Annotated in this window: 19 protein-coding genes and 1 other RNA gene; 9 read left to right on the top strand and 11 right to left on the bottom strand. The window is 74.1% G+C overall.

The features are described from left to right. Window positions 1-27 precede the first annotated feature (27 nt). On the top strand, window positions 28-918 hold the full coding sequence (locus J3P38_RS13375) for a serine/threonine-protein kinase (RefSeq protein ID WP_210504006.1): 891 nt from the start codon (window positions 28-30) through the stop codon (window positions 916-918). 30 nt (window positions 919-948) lie between these two features. Here the strand turns inward: J3P38_RS13375 and J3P38_RS13370 are convergent, their stop codons facing one another. From J3P38_RS13370 to J3P38_RS13360, 3 genes are read right to left on the bottom strand one after another with little or no spacing between them, the layout of a single operon-like run. Next, window positions 949-1,623: a response regulator transcription factor gene (locus J3P38_RS13370; protein WP_210441551.1), complete on the bottom strand. Its 675-nt coding sequence runs from the start codon at window positions 1,621-1,623 to the stop codon at window positions 949-951. Between the two features lie 40 nt (window positions 1,624-1,663). Beyond that, window positions 1,664-3,118 carry a sensor histidine kinase gene (locus tag J3P38_RS13365; protein WP_246856057.1) on the bottom strand — a complete coding sequence of 485 codons (1,455 nt, stop codon included), beginning with the start codon at window positions 3,116-3,118 and terminating at the stop codon, window positions 1,664-1,666. Next, window positions 3,075-3,473 (bottom strand): hypothetical protein, encoded by a 399-nt coding sequence (locus J3P38_RS13360; protein WP_210504004.1) that lies wholly within the window; start codon window positions 3,471-3,473, stop codon window positions 3,075-3,077. Before J3P38_RS13360 ends, J3P38_RS13365 begins: the two co-directional genes overlap by 44 nt. Before the next feature lie 148 nt (window positions 3,474-3,621). Between J3P38_RS13360 and J3P38_RS13355 the strand changes: the two genes are divergently transcribed. From J3P38_RS13355 to J3P38_RS13340, 4 genes are read left to right on the top strand one after another with little or no spacing between them, the layout of a single operon-like run. Beyond that, on the top strand, window positions 3,622-5,154 hold the full coding sequence (locus J3P38_RS13355; protein WP_210504003.1) for an AMP-binding protein: 1,533 nt from the start codon (window positions 3,622-3,624) through the stop codon (window positions 5,152-5,154). 22 nt (window positions 5,155-5,176) lie between these two features. Further along, the gene (locus tag J3P38_RS13350; protein WP_210504002.1) at window positions 5,177-6,295 is read left to right on the top strand and encodes a Nif3-like dinuclear metal center hexameric protein; all 1,119 of its coding nucleotides are present in this window, start codon (window positions 5,177-5,179) and stop codon (window positions 6,293-6,295) included. 16 nt (window positions 6,296-6,311) lie between these two features. Beyond that, window positions 6,312-7,052 carry a zinc ribbon domain-containing protein gene (locus J3P38_RS13345; protein WP_210504001.1) on the top strand — a complete coding sequence of 247 codons (741 nt, stop codon included), beginning with the start codon at window positions 6,312-6,314 and terminating at the stop codon, window positions 7,050-7,052. A gap of 14 nt (window positions 7,053-7,066) precedes the next feature. Further along, window positions 7,067-8,161, top strand: coding sequence for an FUSC family protein (locus tag J3P38_RS13340; RefSeq protein WP_210504000.1), 1,095 nt, complete (start codon window positions 7,067-7,069; stop codon window positions 8,159-8,161). A gap of 24 nt (window positions 8,162-8,185) precedes the next feature. Here J3P38_RS13340 and J3P38_RS13335 read toward each other — a convergent pair whose 3' ends face one another. Together J3P38_RS13335 and yaaA are read right to left on the bottom strand one after the other, a co-directional pair. Continuing rightward, complete coding sequence (locus J3P38_RS13335; RefSeq protein ID WP_210441537.1) at window positions 8,186-8,962, bottom strand: DUF427 domain-containing protein; 777 nt, start codon at window positions 8,960-8,962, stop codon at window positions 8,186-8,188. Between the two features lie 63 nt (window positions 8,963-9,025). Continuing rightward, window positions 9,026-9,805 carry a peroxide stress protein YaaA gene (gene yaaA / locus J3P38_RS13330; protein ID WP_210503999.1) on the bottom strand — a complete coding sequence of 260 codons (780 nt, stop codon included), beginning with the start codon at window positions 9,803-9,805 and terminating at the stop codon, window positions 9,026-9,028. Window positions 9,806-9,856: 51 nt separating this feature from the next. Between yaaA and J3P38_RS13325 the strand changes: the two genes are divergently transcribed. Continuing rightward, the gene (locus J3P38_RS13325) at window positions 9,857-11,308 is read left to right on the top strand and encodes an RNB domain-containing ribonuclease (protein ID WP_210503998.1); all 1,452 of its coding nucleotides are present in this window, start codon (window positions 9,857-9,859) and stop codon (window positions 11,306-11,308) included. A gap of 55 nt (window positions 11,309-11,363) precedes the next feature. Here J3P38_RS13325 and J3P38_RS13320 read toward each other — a convergent pair whose 3' ends face one another. After that, window positions 11,364-12,248 carry a PDDEXK family nuclease gene (locus J3P38_RS13320; RefSeq protein WP_210503997.1) on the bottom strand — a complete coding sequence of 295 codons (885 nt, stop codon included), beginning with the start codon at window positions 12,246-12,248 and terminating at the stop codon, window positions 11,364-11,366. 200 nt (window positions 12,249-12,448) lie between these two features. Here J3P38_RS13320 and J3P38_RS13315 point away from each other — a divergent pair, with 200 nt between their 5' ends. Beyond that, the gene (locus tag J3P38_RS13315; protein WP_210441529.1) at window positions 12,449-12,787 is read left to right on the top strand and encodes a hypothetical protein; all 339 of its coding nucleotides are present in this window, start codon (window positions 12,449-12,451) and stop codon (window positions 12,785-12,787) included. A 66-nt stretch (window positions 12,788-12,853) separates the two neighbouring features. Here the strand turns inward: J3P38_RS13315 and rnpB are convergent. Together rnpB and map are read right to left on the bottom strand one after the other, a co-directional pair. Continuing rightward, an RNA gene (gene rnpB / locus J3P38_RS13310) (RNase P RNA component class A) lies at window positions 12,854-13,233 on the bottom strand. Between the two features lie 13 nt (window positions 13,234-13,246). Then, complete coding sequence (gene map / locus J3P38_RS13305; protein WP_210503996.1) at window positions 13,247-14,095, bottom strand: type I methionyl aminopeptidase; 849 nt, start codon at window positions 14,093-14,095, stop codon at window positions 13,247-13,249. 23 nt (window positions 14,096-14,118) lie between these two features. On the opposite strand from map, the gene J3P38_RS13300 reads away from it, so the two are divergent. Further along, on the top strand, window positions 14,119-14,331 hold the full coding sequence (locus tag J3P38_RS13300) for a hypothetical protein (RefSeq protein WP_210441493.1): 213 nt from the start codon (window positions 14,119-14,121) through the stop codon (window positions 14,329-14,331). Continuing rightward, on the top strand, window positions 14,283-14,618 hold the full coding sequence (locus tag J3P38_RS13295) for a hypothetical protein (RefSeq protein WP_210503995.1): 336 nt from the start codon (window positions 14,283-14,285) through the stop codon (window positions 14,616-14,618). The genes J3P38_RS13300 and J3P38_RS13295 overlap by 49 nt, the downstream gene beginning before the upstream one ends. Before the next feature lie 16 nt (window positions 14,619-14,634). Here the strand turns inward: J3P38_RS13295 and panB are convergent, their stop codons facing one another. From panB to J3P38_RS13280, 3 genes are all read right to left on the bottom strand, one after another. Beyond that, a complete protein-coding gene (panB, locus tag J3P38_RS13290; protein ID WP_210503994.1) occupies window positions 14,635-15,510 on the bottom strand; it encodes a 3-methyl-2-oxobutanoate hydroxymethyltransferase in 876 nt (291 codons plus the stop codon). Window positions 15,511-15,677: 167 nt separating this feature from the next. Then, window positions 15,678-16,697, bottom strand: a complete 1,020-nt coding sequence (locus J3P38_RS13285; protein WP_210503993.1) for a PQQ-dependent sugar dehydrogenase — start codon at window positions 16,695-16,697, stop codon at window positions 15,678-15,680. Between the two features lie 273 nt (window positions 16,698-16,970). Beyond that, complete coding sequence (locus J3P38_RS13280; protein ID WP_210503992.1) at window positions 16,971-18,203, bottom strand: PQQ-dependent sugar dehydrogenase; 1,233 nt, start codon at window positions 18,201-18,203, stop codon at window positions 16,971-16,973. Window positions 18,204-18,236 lie beyond the last annotated feature (33 nt).

Raw genomic sequence — 18,236 nt, 5'->3', positions numbered from 1 at the left:
GGGACGCGGAGCGGGAGGGACACCGACATGGGCAAGCGGGACGACGGCTGGGACCTCGCCGAGGGTGAGCTCCTGGCGCCCGGGCTGAGCGCCCTGCGCCGACTCGGCGGGGGAGCGGCCTACGAGGCCTGGCTGTGCTTCGACGAGGTCACCTGGTCGCCGGTCGTCGTCAAGGTCCTGCGTCCCTCGCAGGTGGAGGACGAGTCCTCCCGGCGCGGCCTGCGCCGGGAGGTCCTCGCCCTCGCCACCGTGAACCACCCCGTGGTCGTCCGCGGTCTGCGCGACGGCCATGACGGCGACCGGCCGCACGTGGTCCTCGAGCACATCGACGGGCCGCGCCTGTCGAGCCTGATCCGTCGTTACGGCCGCCTGCAGGAGCAGCAGTACCTGCCCCTCGCGATCGACGTCGCGGCGGCGCTGCACTACCTGCGCCACATCGGCTGGACCCACCTCGACATCAAGCCGAGCAACGTCATCATGGGCGCGCCCGCACGACTGATCGACCTCTCCGTGGCACGCCCGGAGGAGGACGCCCGCCGGTTGCGCCACCCCATCGGGACCGACGCCTACATGGCGCCCGAGCAGTGCGACCCGACCGGGCCGGGGGAGCGCGTGCCGTCTTTCGCCTCCGACGTCTGGGGGCTGGGCGCGACGCTGTTCCACGCGGTCGCCGGACGGCGGCCCTTCCAGCACGGCGACCCCGACGCGCACGACGTACGCGACCGCTTCCCGCAGCTGGTCGCCGCGCCCGCCGCGCTGCCCGACGACGTGCCCGCCGTGGTCGCCGAGGTCGTCCACGGCTGCCTGCGCCCGGACCCCGACGACCGGCCGCTGCCGCACGAGGTCGCCGAGGCCCTGGAGCCCGTCCTGGCCGGGCTCCCGCGCGGCTCGCTGGCCGGCTTCAGGATCCGCGGGTAGCGCTCGCGGTCGGACGCTCGGACCGCCCGGTCAGGCGTCCAGCCGGTAGCCGACGCCCCGCACCGTCGCGATCGCGCCGGCGCCGAGCTTCTTGCGCAGGTAGCCGACGTACACGTCGACGACGTTCGATCCCGGGTCGAAGTCGTAGCCCCACACCAGGTCGAGCAGCTGCTCCCGGGTCAGCACCTGGCCCGGGTTGAGCAGGAAGATCTCCGCCAGGGCGAACTCGCGGGCGGAGAGCTCGGACTCGCCCCGCGGCCCCGAGATGCGCCGCGTGCGCCGGTCCAGGCGCAGGCCGCCGACGACGAGGTCGTCCCCGCCGCCCGCCGGCGCGTCCGGCGGGGCGAGCGCCCGCAGCCGCAGCCGGATCCGGGCCATCAGCTCGGCGAAGCGGAACGGCTTGGCCATGTAGTCGTCGGCGCCGCTGTCGAGGGCCGTCACGGTGTCGGTGACGGAGTCGCGGGCGGTCAGCACGATGACCGGCATGCGGCTGCCCTGGGAGCGGAGCTGGTCGAGGACCTCGAAGCCGTCCATGCCGGGCAGCCCGATGTCGAGCACCATGAGGTCGAAGCGGCCCGACATCGCCTCGTCGAGCCCGCGCGGCCCGTCGCCGGCGATCGTGGGCTGGTGGCCCTCGGCGCGCAGGCCCTTGGCCACGAAGGAGGCAATTCGCTCCTCGTCCTCCACGATCAGGATCTGGGCCACGTCGTCTCCTCTCCTCGCCGGATGCGTCCACTTGATGTGGTCATCGCGTCATGGTCCGCTGGGGCAGGCTGATCTCGACGAGCGCGCCGCGCGGCTCGCCGTCCCGGATGCGCACGTCGCCGCCGTGCGCCTCGGCGATGGCGGACACGATGCTCAGGCCGAGCCCGAAGCCGTCGTCGCCGGCGCGCACGTGGCTGCGGCCGAAGCGCTCCAGCACGGCGTCGCGGTCCTCCGGCGGGATGCCGTCACCGGTGTCGCGCACCCACAGGCGCACGGTCCCGTCCTGCACCGCGGAGCCGATGCCGATCTCGGCCCCCGGGTCGGTGTGCTTCACCGCGTTGTCGGCCAGCTGCAGCAGGGCCTGGGTGACGCGCTGCTCGTCGAGCACGGCGCGTCCCCTCGCCATGGCGTCCAGCCGCCAGCGGCGGTCCCCGAGCGCCGTGGCCTTCGCGAGCACGGACTGGGTCAACGGCGTCAGCTCGACCTCGCCGAGGACGAGGAAGTCGGGGCGGCGGCTCTTGGCGAGCAGCATCAGGTCGCCGACCAGCCGGGACATGCGGTCGGTCTCGTCGAGCAGCAGGTCGCGGGTCTGCGCGAGCTCCTCGGCGTCGCCGTGGTCCAGCAGCTCGAGGTGGCCGCGGAGCACCGTGAGCGGGGTCTTGAGCTCGTGCCCCGCGTCGTCGAGGAACTGCCGCTGGGCGGCGAACCCGGCGTCGAGCCGCTCGAGCATCCCGTTGATGGTGCGGGTCAGGGCTGTGATGTCGTCGTTGCCCCGCTCGGGGATGCGCCGCGAGAGGTCGGTGGCGGTGATCTCGCGCGCCGTCTCCTCGAGGGTGCGCAACGGCGCCAGCAGCCGGCCGGACTGGAACCCGGCGATCGTGGTGATGAGGCCGAGGGACAGCAGCGCGATGAGGGTGTAGGTGCGCAGGGTCCGCACGAGCTCCTCGTGCTCGTCGCGGAGGAAGTTGACGATGACCAACGCCCCCTCGCCCTGGGTGTTGGTCACCGGGACGACGGTCACCCACGTCTCGCCGAAGGTGGGCGACTCGATGACCCGCGTGCCCCCCACCTCGGCGAGGTCGGCCAGGGCGTCCTGGTAGGCCGGCTCGTCGAGGACCTCCTGGCCGTAGCGGTTGACCGTGCGCTCGGGGATCTCGCCGCGCACGTAGCCCACGAGCATCTCGTCGTCGTCGGGCACGTTGCGGGTGAGGAACACGTTGAGCACGCGGCCGACGTCGTCGAACGGCTCGCCGGTCAGCGGGTCGATGCTCAGCCTGCGGAACTCGTTGATCTCCTGGTCGATCTGCGCGTTCACGGCCCGTTCGATGCGGGCGGACTCGAGGGCGTACACGAGCAGTCCGGCGCCGGTCATGGCAGCAGCGGTGAGGACGGCGATGACGACCGTGATCCGCGTGCGGACCGAGACGCGGGCGAAGCGGCGGCGGGCACCGTCAGTCGTCCCCGTCGTCGTCCCGATCGTCGTCGGTCTCGTCATCGTCAGGCCCGTCGTCGTCCCACTCGTCCTCGTCATCCTCCCCGACCGGCGTCGGCTGGGGCGTGACCACCCGGGCCTTGCCGCCGTCGCGCTCGCGCTCCCCGTCGCCGTCGTCGCGCTCCCCGCGGCCGGACCGCCCCTCGCCGTCGGACGGGCTCGACGTGGGCGGCCGGGGTGTCGTCGTGGGCGCCTCGGGAGCCGGCGTGGTGGGGGACCCGCCCGGGCGGTCCTGGAGGATGACCGGGCTGTGGTCGGCCGGCGCGGGCGGACCGGGGGACGCGAGGGAGCCGGCGACGTACGCCGTCACCGGCACCACGACCGCCAGGAGCAGGAGCACCTTGGACACCGGACCCATGGGCGGCAGGGTCGTCGAGCATCGTGGCGACCGCGTGAGAGGCGAATGAGAAGCTTCTTAGGGTCCGCTCGCCGACGCCCACGCGCCGTCCGCCGCACGACGCCGTCGACACCTCGCCGCGCCGGGTGACGCATGCCACAGTGAACCCATGATCGTCCCGTTCAGCGTCACCGACTTCATCGAGCGCGCAGCGGCCGTCTACGGCGAGCGGCCCGGCTTCATCGACGAGCCCGACCAGCCGGCCGGGTCGCTGGGCACCTTGACCTACGCCGAGGCGTACGACCTCTCCCGCAGGCAGGCCGCCCGGCTCGACGAGCTCGGCATGGAGGTCGGCGACCGGGTGGCGATCGTCAGCCACAACTCCGCGCGGCTGCTCACCTCGTTCTTCGGCGTCTGCGGGTCGGGCCGGGTCCTGGTGCCGATCAACTTCCGGCTGCGGCCCGACGAGGTCTCCTACATCGTGTCGCACTCGGGGGCGCGGGTGCTCTACGTCGACCCCGAGCTGGTCGACTCGCTGCGCGGCATCGACGTGGAGCACACCTTCGTGCTCGGCGACGACGAGTCGATGTTCGCCGCGCCCGGCGCCGAGCCGCGCGCGTGGCAGCCCGACGAGAACGCCACCGCGACGATCAACTACACCTCCGGGACGACCGCGCGTCCGAAGGGGGTCCAGCTCACGCACCGCAACCTGTGGACCAACGCCGTCACCTTCGGGCTGCACGCCGGGGTCAGCGACCGCGACGTCTACCTCCACACGCTGCCGATGTTCCACGCCAACGGCTGGGGCATGCCGTTCACGATGACCGGTCTCGGCGTGCCGCAGGTGGTCCTGCGCAAGGTCGACGGGGCCGAGATCCTGCGGCGGGTCGAGCAGCACGGGGTGACCGTGATGTGCGCGGCTCCCGCGGTCGCCGCCGCCGTGCTGGAGGCGGCGCAGTCGTGGGAGGGCGAGATCCCCGGCCGTGACCGGGTCCGGATCATCATGGCGGGCGCGCCGCCGCCCACGAGGACGGTCGTGCGGGTCGAGGAGGAGCTCGGCTGGGAGTTCGTGCAGATCTACGGCCTCACCGAGACCTCGCCGCTGCTGACGGTCAACCGCAGCCGTGCCGAGTGGGACGACCTGCCCGCCGAGGAGCGCGCGGCCAGGCTGGTGCGGGCCGGCGCCCCGGCGATCGGCGTACGCCTGCGCACCGACGACGAGGGTGAGGTGCTGGCCCGTTCGAACGTGATCCTCGAGGGCTACTGGGAGCGCCCGGACGAGACCGGGAAGGCGCTCGTCGACGGCTGGTTCCACACCGGCGACGGCGGCGTGATCGGCGAGGACGGCTACCTCAGCATCAGCGACCGGAAGAAGGACGTCATCATCACCGGAGGGGAGAACGTCTCCTCCATCGAGGTCGAGGACGTGCTGTTCTCCCACCCGGCCGTGGCGGAGGTCGCGGTCATCGGCGTGCCGAGCGAGAGGTGGGGCGAGACCATCAAGGCGCTGGTCGTGCTCGCCGAGGGTGAGCAGGCCACCGAGGCGGACCTGATCGCGTGGTGCAAGGACAGGGCGGCGGGCTACAAGGCGCCGACGTCGGTCGAGTTCCGTGACGAGCTGGCGCGCACCGCCACCGGCAAGCTGCAGAAGTTCAAGCTGCGCCAGCCCTACTGGGAGGGCCGGACGCGGCAGGTCAACTAGGGCGGCGGCGATAATCGGCCGCATGCCCTCCCTCGCGGACGTCGTCGACCTGCTCCACGCCTGGTACCCGCCCGGGACCGCCGACGCCTGGGACGCGGTGGGGCTGGTGGCGGGCCACCCGACGGCGGACGTCGGGCGCGTGATGTTCGCGGTGGACCCCACGATCGAGGTCGCCCGGGAGGCCGTCGAGTGGGGAGCCGACCTGCTCGTGGTGCACCACCCGCTCTTCCTGCGGCCGGTCAGCTCGGTCGCGGCGACGACCCCGAAGGGCCGCACGCTGCACGCGCTGACGCAGGGCGGGTGCGCGCTGCTCGCCGCGCACACCAACGCCGACCAGGCCGTGTCCGGCGTCTCGGAGTCGCTGGCGCTCGCGCTCGGGCTGACCGACCTCGCCCCCATCAGGCCGGCGCCCGCCGCGCCGCTCGACAAGGTGGTCACCTTCGTCCCCGCCGCCGACGCGGACGTCGTGCGCGCCGCTCTGCAGGAGGCCGGCGCGGGCCGCATCGGCGACTACGACGCGGCGTCCTTCACCGTGACCGGCGAGGGCCGCTTCCGCCCGCTCGACGGCGCCGACCCGGCGATCGGCCGCGTCGGCCGGCTCGAGGTGGTGGACGAGGCGCGGATCGAGGTCGTGGCGCCCCGCGCGCGGCGTACGGCCGTCGTCCGGGCGCTGCTCGCCGCCCATCCCTACGAGGAGCCGGCCTTCGACGTGCTCCCGCTCGCCGACCCGGGACTGGCGCCGACCGGCACCGGCCGCATCGGCACGGTGGAGCCCACCACCCTGGAGGGCTTCGCGGCACGGGTCGCGGCGGCGCTGCCCGCCACCGCCCACGGCGTCCGGGTCGCCGGCGACCGGGACCGGCCGGTGCGGCGGGTGGCGGTGTGCGGGGGCGCGGGCGACTTCCTGCTCGACGAGCTGGCCGGCAGCGACGTGGACGCCTTCGTCACCAGCGACCTGCGCCACCACCGCGCGGGCGAGTTCCTCGAGCACGGGGGTCCGGCGCTCGTCGACGTGGCGCACTGGGCCGCGGAGTGGACCTGGCTGCCGGTGGTCGAGGCTCGGCTCCGCGAGGCGACGGGCGATAGGGTCGTCACCCGGGTCAGCACGCGGTGCACCGACCCGTGGACGTTCCGCCCCTGAACCAGCAGGAGAGCCGTTGAAGGCCGACCCATCCCACCAGCTCAAGCTCCTCGACGTCGCCGAGCTCGACGCGCGGGCCGCGCAGCTGCGACACCAGCGCGCGCACCTGCCCGAGCTGGCCGAGATCAGCGCGCTCGAGGCAGAGCGCACCGAGCTCACCGACCAGGTCCGCGACGCGCGGATCGTCGTCGACGACCTGACGGCGGAGCAGGCCAAGGCCGACCGCGAGGTCGAGCAGGTCAAGGCGCGCCGCGAGCGGGACTGCACGCGGATGGACTCCGGCCAGATCACCAACCCCAAGGACCTCGAGCGCATGCAGCACGAGCTGGTCTCGCTCGAGCGCCGGATCGGCACCCTCGAGGACGCCGAGCTGGAGGTGATGGAGAGGCTGGAGGAGGCCCAGCAGGTCCTAGACGGCCTCGCGATCCGCGCCGACGACATCGACGCCCGGCTCGCCGAGCTCGTGGCCGCCCGCGACGAGAAGCGCGCCGCCATCGACGCCACGCTGCAGGAGGTCGCCGGGGCCCGCGGGCCGGCCGTCGAGGGCATGCCCGCGGACCTGATGGGGCTCTACGAGCGGCTGCGCGAGCAGAAGGGCATCGGGGCCGCGCTGCTCCGTGCGCGCCAGTGCGGCGGCTGCAACATGACGCTCGACGCCTCCGAGCTGGCCCGGATCCGCTCGGCCGACGCCGACGAGGTCATCCGGTGCGAGGAGTGCCAGCGCATCCTGGTGCGCACCGACGAGTCGGGACTCTGAGAGCCGCACCCCCCATGCGCTTCATCGACGCGGAGCTGGTCGCAGCCCGCGGTCGTACGTCCGTGCGCGCCCGCGTCGCCCGGCTGCGGGCCAAGGGCTGGGTGATCGGCCAGTGCGCGGTCGCGGCCGGTGTCGCGTGGTGGCTGGCCGCCGACGTGCTCGGGCACCGGCTGCCGTTCTTCGCGCCGATCGCCGCGGTCGTCTCGCTCGGGATGTCCTACGGCCAGCGCCAGCGCCGGGTCGCGGAGGTGACCGTCGGCGTCGCGCTGGGGGTGTTCCTGGGCGACGTGACCACGCACCTCATCGGCTCCGGCGGGCCGCAGATCGCGCTGATCGTGGCCGCCGGCATGTCGATCGCGCTGCTGCTCGACGCCGGGCAGCTGCTGGTCATCCAGGCGGCCGTGCAGGGGATCGTCGTGGCGGCGCTCGCGCCGGCGCCGGGCGATGCGTTCCTGCGGTGGACCGATGCCATCGTCGGCGGTGCCGTCGCGCTGGTCGCCGCGACGGTGGTGCCGCGAGCGGCGCTGCGCAAGCCGCGCGACCAGGCGGCGGTGGTGGTGCGCAAGATCGCCGAGCTGCTGCGCTCGTCGGCCGACCGGCTGGGCGACGGCGACGCGGACGCCGCCCTGGCCGTGCTGCGCGACGCCCGGTCGACCGACGCCCTGATCGCCGAGCTCCGCGCCGCCTCGGCGGAGGGCCTGTCCGTGGTGAGCTCCTCGCCGTTCCGCAGGCGGCACGGCGAGCACCAGCGCCAGCTCGCCGAGCTCGTGGAGCCGCTCGACGTCGCGCTGCGCAACACCCGCGTGGTCGTGCGCCGGGTGGCGGTGGCTTGCTACCGCCGGGAGCCCGTCCCGGCGTCGTACGCCGCGCTCCTGCGCGACCTGGCCGGCCTGACCGACCGGGTCGCCGACGAGCTGGTGGCCGACCGGATGGCGGTCGCGGTGATCGACGACCTCGTCGCGCTCGGGCGGGCCACCGCCACGGTCGAGCACAGCGACGACCTGTCCGCCGAGGTCATCCTGGCGCAGGTGCGCTCCATCATCGCCGACCTGCTGGCGCTCTGCGGGATGGACCCGCTCGAGGCGACCGACGTGATCCCTCCCCGCTGACGTGGCTCGGGCGGTCCTTGCGGCTCAGCCGTCGGCGCCCGGCCGCTGGGCCGGCGTCGAGAAGGGCGACTCAGGCCGCTGCCGCGGGACCCCGTCGACGCTGACGTCGACCAGCTCGTCGTAGAACGCCACCCGGCCGGCGATCGCGCCGACCGCCGGGGACGGCGAGGAGTACGACCAGGCGACGTTGGCCACCGCGGGCGGCCCCGGCCAGGTCCAGTAGTCCTCGGCCCACCCCTTGTAGGGACAGACGGAGGTGTTCTCCGTGGGCTCGAGGAGGTCGAGCCGCACGTCCTCGCGCGGCAGGTAGTAGCGGGTCGGCAGGTCCGTCTCCAGGAGCAGGACCGGGCGGTCGCTGCTCGCGACGGTGACGCCGCCGATCGCGACCTCCACGTGGCGCGAGCTGGCCAGCGCCTCCACACGCTTGTGCGGGTCGCGTGGGTGGCCGGTGACGTCCTCGTCCTCCTCCGTCCACTGCAACCGCCCGGGTTCCCAGGTGAGCACCACGCGGTCGCGCACGGCGTCGTCGTCGAGGCTCCACGCGGCGCAGCGCAGCACCTGCTCGCCCAGCACCACGTCGTACCAGCGCTCGACCGGGGCGTGCGGGCCGTGGAAGAAGAAGCCGTCGTACGCGTCCCCGTCCGACGGCTGCAGCAGGCCGTCCGCGACCTCGTCACGGCGGAACGCGTAGACGGGCGGGAAGCCTCCCTGCCACACCAGCAGCGGCTCGCGCGTCTCGACGACGACCCGGCCGCCGACACGGCCCCGCACCCACTTGTCGATCGGCTCGGTCCGGATCATCCGTCCAGTGTGCTCCCGGCACGGCCGGCCCGCCACCCTCCTCGACCGCAGGAGCGCCGCTGCTCAGGCCTCGGCCACGACGACGTCGAGCTGCGTCCCCTTGGGCGTGGGCTCGCCCACCTCGACGGTCCACCCCAGGCGGGTGAGGGTGTCGGCGAGCGCCGCGGGCGTGCGGGGGTCGGCCCCGTCCTCGAGCAGCGCCCGCACGATGCGGCCCTTCGTCGCCTTGTTGAAGTGGCTCACCACCGTCCGCCTGCCGCCCGACTCGTGGAGCACGCGCACGGTGGCGGTGCGCCGACCGACGTCGCCCGCGGGCCTCCAGAAGGCGGCGTACGTGCTGGAGCGGAGGTCGACGAGCAGGCCGCCGCGCAGCGCGTCGGCGACCGCGCCGCCGAGGACCTCGCGCCAGGCGCCGGCGACGGAGCCCACATCCGGCAGCACCGCGTCACCCGAGAGCCGGTAGGCCGGGATCCGGTCGCCGGGACGCACGATGCCGAAGAGCGAGCTCGTCACCGCGAGCCGCGCGCTCGCCCGGCGGCGCGCGGCGGGGGAGAGGGTGGCGAACCCGAGCGCGTCGTAGAGCACGCCGGTGTAGATCGCGTCGGCGCGGGCGGTGGGCGCCGACCCGAGCACCGCGTTGCGCTGCACGAGGTCGTGCTGCGCGGGACCCAGTCCCAGCACCGCGACCGCCTTCTCGGGGTCGTCGCGGCACAGCTCGGTGAGCGCCTGCAGGAGGGCGGTCCGGGTGGGGGTCAGCGCCGGCGACGACAGCGAGGCGAGGTCCACGGACCTGCCGCGACGCGGGGCCGACTTGCCTTCGCTGGGCGGCAGGAGGATCAGCACGCGGGCAAGCGTAGGGAGCGCGGAGTCCGGTGGTGTGGCTAGGGTCGCCGTATGCCGAGCAACCGCGTGGTGAAGGTCCGGTCGACGGGTGACAGCGTGAACGCACAGGAGATGCGCGACGGGATCGCCGCGATCCAGCAGGAGCTCGACGTGTCGCCGACGTTCCCCGGGTCGGTGGAGCGGGCCGCCGCCCGGGCGGCGGCCGAGCCCAGGCTGCCCGACCTCGACCGCACCGACATCGAGCTCGTCACGATCGACCCGGAGTCCTCCCGCGACCTCGACCAGGCGATGCACATCTCGCGGTCGGGCGACGGCTACGTGGTCCACTACGCGATCGCCGACGTCGCGGCGTTCGTCACCGCGGGCGACCCGGTGGACGTCGAGGCCAACCGGCGCGGCGAGACCCTCTACGGCGCGGACTCGAAGGTGCCTCTGCACCCGAAGGTGCTGAGCGAGGGGGCGGCCTCGCTGCTGCCCGACGAGGTGCGCCCCGCCTTGCTGTGGACGATCCGGGTCGACGCCATGGGCGAGGGCACCGACGTCACGGTCGAGCGGGCACTGGTCCGCTCGCGCGCCAAGCTCTCCTACGGCGACGTCCAGGCCGAGGTCGACGCGGGGACCGAGAGCGAGCTGATCGGGCTGCTCCGGGAGGTCGGCGAGCTGCGGCTCGCACGCGAGGCCGCGCGCGGCGGCGTGTCGCTGCCGCTGCCCGAGCAGGAGCTCGTCGAGACCGGGGACGGCCACTGGGAGCTGGAGTTCCGCGAGCTGCTCCCGGTCGAGACGTGGAACGCGCAGATCTCGCTGCTCACCGGCATGGCCGCCGCCTCGCTCATGGTCTACGCGCGCGTCGGCGTGCTCCGCACCCTGCCCCCGGCCGACCCGCGCGACGTGCAGCGCCTGCACCGCACGGCGCGGGCGCTCGGCATCGACTGGCCCGCCGAGCAGCTCTACCCCGACTTCGTGCGTACCCTCGACCCGTCGAGGCCGACACACGCCGCGATGATCGTCGCGTGCACCCGGCTGCTGCGCGGCGCCGGCTACGTGACGTTCAACGGCGAGCTGCCCGAGCAGGCGCAGCACTCGGCGCTCGCCTCGGAGTACGCCCACGTCACCGCGCCCCTGCGCCGGCTCGCCGACCGCTACGCCCTCGAGATCTGCGTCGCGCTCTGCGCGGGCACGGAGGTGCCCGACTGGGTGCTGGCCGCGATGACCGAGCTGCCGGAGACCATGACGCGCTCCGGGCGCCGCGCGAACCAGTACGAGAACGCCATCATCGACCTCTGCGAGGCCGAGCTGCTGCACGACCGCGTGGGGGAGCGGTTCACCGCGGTCGTCGTCGACGTCGACGAGAAGGACGGGACGAAGGGCGAGATCACCATCCAGGACCCGGCGATCGAGGCCCCGGTCACCGGCTCGTCCGCGCTGCCGCTCGGCGAGGAGGTCACCGTCGAGCTGGTGCACGCCGACCCCCGGACGCGGAAGGTGGAGTTCCGGCTGGGGTGAGCGGCGTACGTGCTGCGGCGCGCCGGACGACCAGAAGGACGTGGGTCGACACCGCTCACGCGGAGCGCGGGAGCGTGTCGCTGATTTCCGGTCGTTCGACGCGCCGGGTGAGCTCCGACAGCACCCACCGGACGTACGGCTGGTCGTGCATGACCTGCTCCCACGTGAAGCGCAGCACCCGCCAGTCGCGCAGCACGAGCAGGTTGTAGCGCGCGCAGTCCCGGCGATGGGCGCTCCGCGAGGCGTGGAAGGTCCAGGAGTCGGCCTCGAGGGCCACGCGCAGCGGGCGGCAGACGAGGTCCGGGCGGACCGTCCCGGTGCCGAGGCCGACGATGGCTTGGGGCTCCACGTCGAGCCCGCTCTCGAGGCACAGTGCCCGGAGGACGGACTCGAACGGGTTGGCCGCGCGGCCGTCGGCCTGCCGCAGCACCCGGCGCACGGCAGCGGCGCCCGCACCGCGCACGTCCAGGCCCTCGAGGTCGTCGCGGCAGAGGACCCCGGACCGCAGCGCCGAGTCGGCGACGGCGAGTGCCTCGTCGAACGGCAGGACGCGCGCACAGTCGACGACCGTGCGCACGGGACTCGTGACGCAGTCCCTCACCTGGTCGTCAGCCAGGTTCGCCCACCGGATGGTGACTCCTGTGCGCTGTCCGGGAGCGAGCTTGCGCCCGCGCCGCACCACCAGCTCGGGAGCGGGCGGCTGCAGCTTGAGCTCCCACCCGTGGTGAGCAGCGGCGCTGCGCAGGCACACCACGGCGGTCAGTGCAGTCGCCGCCCGCTGTGCCGCGGCGGCGGTGGGGAGGGCGTACCGACCGAGGGCGCAGCGGTCGACGCGGCCGTCGTGGACAGCCCGGCGCAGCGTGCGGCGGGTGGTGAGGCGCAACAGCTCCTCGGCTCGGGCGACGCCGCCGAGGCGCTCGAGGGCCGTCACGGGATCCACTGCGCCAGACTGCCCTCGACCGCTGAGTCGGCGCATCGTCCGTCCACAGGCGCGCCGGACGACCCGAAGTCGTGCGCGACCCGGCCCGTACGACAGGTGCCCGGCCACGACGCGGGTCGCGGTCGTCCGGCGCGCCGGACGCGGCCGTGACGGTCACCGCCTGCGGGGCCTCAGTCGAACACATGTTCTAGAGTTGTCCCATGGCGGGCGGCATGACACCCGGCGGGCACGAGACGCTGGCGCAGCGGGTCGCGAACACCCGAGCGCGCCAGGGCCACGGCACCTCGGACCTCCACGGGCAGCGGCCAGCGGGTTGGTTCCCGGGGGCGGACTCGGTTCCGGAGCCGGTCGAGACCGCTCCGCCTGTCCGCCACTGCTGGTACGACGGCCCGCACGGACGGCAGCCGGCGTTGCTGCTCGGGTGGCGCAACACCGGTGGTCACTACGACGGTCGGATCGCGGTGGCCGCCCAGGAGCCCGGTGTCGGCTGGGGGATCGTGGAGATGTGGGTCAGCGCCGCGATGCTGTCGCCTGCCTGACTCGTCGGACAAGGACCTCGGTCCGGCGCACCAGGTGCACACCCCTCAGGTCGGAGGGGATGGTGAGGAGTGGGCCGGCCTGTAGGCCGGGTTCTGTCCTGCTTGCGCAGGGGCGACCATCCATCTGCGACGACCGTTGCCGGCCGCCTGGTGCGATCTACCCGGATGCTCGGGCGGGCCGCCCTCGGACGCATCCTGTCTGATCTTGCTCCGGGTGGGGTTTGCCTAGCTGCGCCGGTCGCCCGGCGCACTGGTGGTCTCTTGCACCACCGTTTCACCCTTGCCGCCCCGCCACGCGGACGTGGAGGGGAGGCGGTCTGTTCTCTGTGGCACTGATCCCGCGGGTTGCCCCGGGTGGCTGTTGGCCACCACCCTGCCCTGTGGAGCCCGGACCTTCCTCGACCCACCGCCCGGAGGCGGCGGACCGCGGCCGCCCGGCCGACCCACTCGCGGACGAGTCTAGGGGTGGGTGAGGACCTCGGCGCCATCCTCGGTCACGAGGAGGGTGTGCTCGAACTGCGCGGACCGGCGGCGGTCGCGGGTCACGACGGTCCACCCGTCGTCCCACATGTCGTAGTCGGGCGTGCCGAGGTTGAGCATCGGCTCGATGGTGAAGGTCATCCCGACGCGGATCTCGTCGTCGTACCGCGGGTCGTCGTAGTGGGGGATGATCAGCCCGGAGTGGAACGCGGTGCCGATGCCGTGACCGGTGAAGTCGCGGACGACGCCGTAGCCGAAGCGCTTGGCGTAGGCCTCGATGACCCGGCCGATCACGTTGACCCGGCGCCCCGGCTTCACGGCCCTGATCGCGCGGTCGAGCGACTCCCGGGTCCGCTCGACGAGCAGGCGCGACTCCTCGTCGACGTCGCCGGCGAGGAAGGTGGCATTGGTGTCGCCGTGCACCCCGCCGATGTAGGCCGTGATGTCGATGTTGACGATGTCGCCGTCCTCGACGACGCGGGAGTCCGGGATGCCGTGGCAGACGACCTCGTTGACGCTGGAGCACAGCGACTTGGGGAAGCCCCGGTAGCCGAGGGTGGAGGGGTAGGCGCCGTGGTCGCAGAGGAACTCGTGGCCGATGCGGTCGAGCTCGTCGGTGGTCACCCCGGGCGCCACGTGCGACCCGACGAGCTCGCGCGCCTGGGCGGCGAGCCGGCCGGCGACCCGCATCCGCTCGATGGTCTCGGCGTCCTTGACCTCCTCGCCGGTGAAGCGCTGCGGGGCGGGCCGGTCGACGTACTCGGGACGGGCGATGTGCGGCGGGACGGCCCGCCGGGGGGAGATCACGGCAGGGGCTACGGCGGGCACGTGCGCGAGTGTAGTTTCGCGGCATGAGCGAGGACGAATACTGGTTCTGCCTGACCCACCACACGGTCGAGGGACGCGACGGCTGCAAGAACGCCGACCGCCTCGGCCCCTACGCCAGCCCGGCGGAGGCGTCCCGCGCGCTCGACAAGGTCGCCGAGCGCAACGAGGCCTGGGACAACGACCCGAGGTGGAACGACGACGGCTCGGACGGCGCCGACGGGACCCCGGGCCGCTGAGCGCCCCCGCTCGACCGCCGGCCCGGGGCACCCCGATCTCGCCGTGGCCCGTCGCCGGGCTCGTCGGCCTGGCGTGCGTCGCCTTCCTGATCGGCGCGACCAGCGTCGCGGTCGCCGCTCCGTGGTGGGCCTTCGCCGGGCTCGCGCTCGTGTGGCTGGTCGCCCTGGCCCTGGCGGTCGCCTGGTTCGTACGCCGTCCCCGCACGGTGGCGCTGCTGCCGGTGGTCGTGGCGGTGGTCTGGTTCGCGACGGTGGTGGGCGGCGCCCGCTACCTCGGCTGGTCGTGACCGCAGCCGCAGGCTCTCAGAACGTGTGCTCGGGACCGGGGAAGGTGCCGCCGCGCACGTCGTCGGCGTAGGCCTTCGCCGCCTCGAGCAGCACCCCGTGCACGTCGGCGTACTGCTTGACGAAGCGCGCCATCCTGCCCGTGCGCAGGCCGAAGGCGTCCTGCCACACGAGCACCTGGCCGTCGCAGCCGGCCCCGGCGCCGATGCCGATGGTGGGGATGGTGAGCTCCTTGCTGATCCGCGCGGCCACGTCGCCGGGGACCATCTCCATCACGACGGCGAACGCGCCGGCCTCCTGCACCGCGTGGGCGTCGGCGAGGACCCGGTCGCTCGCGTCGCCGCGGCCCTGTACGCGGTAGCCGCCGAGGGTGTGCTCGGACTGCGGGGTGAAGCCGATGTGCGCCATGACGGGGATGCCGCCCTGGGTGCACCTGCGGATCACGGGGGCCATCTCGGCGCCGCCCTCGAGCTTCACGCAGTGCGCGCCGGCCTCCTTCATGAAGCGGACGGCGGTCAGGTAGCCCTGCTCCGGGGAGGCCTGGTAGCTGCCGAAGGGCAGGTCGCCGACGACCATCGCCCGGGTCACCGAGCGCGCCACCGCGCGGGTCAGGGGGAGCAGCTCGTCGACCGTCACCGGCAGCGACGTCTCGTTGCCGAAGACGTTGTTCGAGGCGGAGTCGCCGACGAGGAGGAGGTCGATGCCTGCCTCGTCGAAGGTGGCGGCGGTGTACATGTCGTACGCCGTGAGCATGGTGATGCGCTCGCCGCGCTCCTTCATCTCGCGCAGGTGGTGGGTGCGCACCCGCTTCACGGGCGCGGCGGCCGGCGTGGTGGGTGCGGCGCCGGTGCCGTAGGGGGCGGTCTCCTCGGGCGGGGCGGACTCGTGGGACATGCGGTGCTCCTCGTCATCTCGCGGCTCCCCGGTGGAGTCCACGGACCGCGTCTCAGGCTAGTGGCGAACCCGCCGGTAGGACCGTGTGTCGCCGGTCACGCGCCGTGCGCGGACGGTCCGTGCGGGGCTCACCGCGCGCGGTCGGGAGCGGGTCGGCCAGCGCGACGTCAGCGCGGGGAGACGCGGAGCACCTCGTCGTCGTCGCCCTCGTCGGTCGTGAGAAGCAGGTCGCCGTTGCGTGCGGACGTGACCGAGCGGAGCCGCCCGAACCCCGTAAGCTCCTCCGGAATCCGGACGGAGATGAAGCGACCATCCGCGTCGAAGCGCAGGAAGAGCAGCTCTTCGTCCTTGAGGGCAGCGACGGCGAGCGTGCCGTCGAGGGCGCCCCAATGCCGGCCGCGCACCCATGCCGCCCCGGCGATCGCCTTGGTCGGGGAGCCGGTGGACCACCGGGCGTCGACCTGGGTCCCGGGCAGCGAGTGGTCGGTCATCGGCACTGAGGACTCATATCCCGGCACGGGGTTCCAGCCGTAGTTGCCGCCGGCCACGAGACGGTTGACCTCGTCGTCCTCCGACGGGCCGTGCTCCACCGACCACAACGACCCGTCCCGGCGCTGCGCCAGGCCCTGGACGTTGCGGTGGCCGTAGGTCAGGACGAACCGGCGGGCAGTCGCCGCGGAGGCCCATGGGTTGCCCGGCAGGGCAGCACCGGAGTCCCGGTGTATCCGCAGCACCTTGCCACCCAGGGAGTCGAGGTCCTGCGGGACGGTGCCGACGGCGGCGTCGCCCGTGCCGATGAGCAGCGCCGGCCCGACGCGGTCGAGGAGGAGTCGGCAGCCGCCGTGCCGGCCGCTGGTGGCGGGGAACCCGGCGATGAGCGTCCGCGATCCCGTGACCCGGCGCCACCGGGAGTCGACCCGCAGGCGGGTCACCCGAACGTCGTACGCGTTGCCCGCCGCAGCGCCGTGGCAGGCCCATACCACCCGACGCCTGCGGTCCACCGCGAGCGACATCAGGCCGGTCTCGCCCTCCACCCGGACCTGCCCGGACAGGTCCACGAGGGTGCGACGCTTTCCCTTGCGGACCACGCTGATGCGGGCGCGGTCGCGCTCGGAGACGACGAGCCGTCCGCCGGGCGCCTGCTGGACGTCCCACGGGTGCTCCAGGCCGCGCGCGACGACGCGCACGCGCAGCCCTCGAGCCGCAGAAGACCGCTCGGAGGACCGCCCGGAGGACCGCCCGTCCGCCGGTTCTCCGACCTTCGGGGACGAGCTCGCTGTCCGTGCCTGGGGATCGGGACCGGCCGAGGCGTTGCACGCGGGCAGGGCCAGCGCGAGCGAGGTGCCGAGGGCAACGGGCAGCAGGGTCGTCCGAAGGTGGAGGCGCACGTCATCGACGCTAGCGGCGCACGGCGCCCACCGGGCAACCCCAGATTCGGGGGTGTCCTTGCACGGATGGCGTCAGCGCGGGGACACCCGCAGGACCCGGTCGCGGGCGCCGTTGTCAGTCGTCACGAGCAGGTCGCCGTTGCGTGCGCTGGTGACCGAGCGCAGCCGGCCCAGGCCGGTGAGCCGCCGCGGCCGGACCACGTCCCGGAGCACACCGTCGCGGTCGAAGCGCATGAAGACCACGCGCGAGCCCTTGAGCGCCGCCACGGCGAGGGTGCCGTCGAGGCTGCCCCACTGCGCGCCGCTCACCCACGCGGCGCCGGACGTCGCGATCGTCGGCCTCCCGGAGGACCAGGCGGCCGCCTGCTGCTCGCCGGGCAGGGAGTGGTCGGTCATCGGGACGGACTCGTCGTAGCCGGGCACCGGGTTCCAGCCGTAGTCGCCGCCCGGCACGAGACGGTTGACCTCGTCGTCGCGGTAGCTGCCGTGCTCGACCGACCACACCGACCCGTCGGCGCGCTGGGCCAGCCCCTGCACGTTGCGGTGGCCGTAGGTCCACACGAACCGCCGCTTGCCGCTGGCGCCGGCGAAGGGGTTGTCGGGCATCGCCGCGCCGGTGCGGCGGTGCACGCGCAGCACCTTGCCGCCGAGCGAGTCGAGGTCGCGCGGATGGGTCCCGACGGCGGCGTCACCGGTGCCGATGAGCAGCGCGTCGCTGTCGCGGTCGAGCAGCAGGCGGCAGCCGCCGTGGCGGCCGGAGGTCGCGGGGATCCCGCCGAGCACCACGGCGCGGTGGGACAGGCGGCGCCAGGCGCGGTCGACCCGCCAGCGCGTCACCCGCACCTCGTGGCGACCTCGGCGGGTGGCGCCGTGGCAGGCCCACAGCGTGCGCGACCCGGGGTCGACCGCGAGGGACAGCAGGCCGGTCTCGCCGGACACCCAGACCGACCGCCTCAGGTTGGCGAGCGTGCGCCGCTTCCCCTTGCGTACGACGCTGAGGCGGGCGCGGTCGCGCTCGGAGACGACGAGCCGCCCGCCCGGCGCCTGCTGGACGTCCCACGGGTGCGCGAGGCGGCGGGCGACCGTGCGCACCCGCAGGACGGGCGCCTGCGCGGCCGACCGGCCGGCCGGCGCGACCGTCGCGCCGGGAGCGGCGGTGGTCGCCGGCGCGGGTTGGGCCGCCGAGGTCGGCAGGCCGGCGAACAGGCTCCCGGCCAGCGCGGCGAGGGACACGGCGAGCGCGGCGCGCCGAGGGGCCGGAGCGGTGGACGGGGGGCGCGGGGTGGTGCGAGGGGTGGGGCGCACCCTCTGACGCTACGGCGCGTCGGACGTCGGGTG

It is taken from the genome of Nocardioides xinjiangensis (genome assembly GCF_017916455.1).
Taxonomy (GTDB): domain Bacteria; phylum Actinomycetota; class Actinomycetes; order Propionibacteriales; family Nocardioidaceae; genus Nocardioides; species Nocardioides xinjiangensis.
The sequence above is the reverse complement of the archived record's forward strand: the minus strand, read 5'-3'. Positions and strand labels throughout refer to the sequence as shown.

Coding starts and splice junctions, on each gene's coding strand:
- J3P38_RS13360 (WP_210504004.1), bottom strand. CDS start 3,473: ATGGGTCCGGTGTCCAAGGTGCTCCTGCTCCTGGCGGTCGTGGTGCCG.
- J3P38_RS13375 (WP_210504006.1), top strand. CDS start 28: ATGGGCAAGCGGGACGACGGCTGGGACCTCGCCGAGGGTGAGCTCCTG.
- panB (WP_210503994.1), bottom strand. CDS start 15,510: ATGTCCCACGAGTCCGCCCCGCCCGAGGAGACCGCCCCCTACGGCACC.
- J3P38_RS13365 (WP_246856057.1), bottom strand. CDS start 3,118: ATGACGAGACCGACGACGATCGGGACGACGACGGGGACGACTGACGGT.
- J3P38_RS13350 (WP_210504002.1), top strand. CDS start 5,177: ATGCCCTCCCTCGCGGACGTCGTCGACCTGCTCCACGCCTGGTACCCG.
- J3P38_RS13300 (WP_210441493.1), top strand. CDS start 14,119: ATGAGCGAGGACGAATACTGGTTCTGCCTGACCCACCACACGGTCGAG.
- J3P38_RS13340 (WP_210504000.1), top strand. CDS start 7,067: ATGCGCTTCATCGACGCGGAGCTGGTCGCAGCCCGCGGTCGTACGTCC.
- J3P38_RS13335 (WP_210441537.1), bottom strand. CDS start 8,962: ATGATCCGGACCGAGCCGATCGACAAGTGGGTGCGGGGCCGTGTCGGC.
- J3P38_RS13315 (WP_210441529.1), top strand. CDS start 12,449: ATGGCGGGCGGCATGACACCCGGCGGGCACGAGACGCTGGCGCAGCGG.
- J3P38_RS13355 (WP_210504003.1), top strand. CDS start 3,622: ATGATCGTCCCGTTCAGCGTCACCGACTTCATCGAGCGCGCAGCGGCC.
- J3P38_RS13325 (WP_210503998.1), top strand. CDS start 9,857: ATGCCGAGCAACCGCGTGGTGAAGGTCCGGTCGACGGGTGACAGCGTG.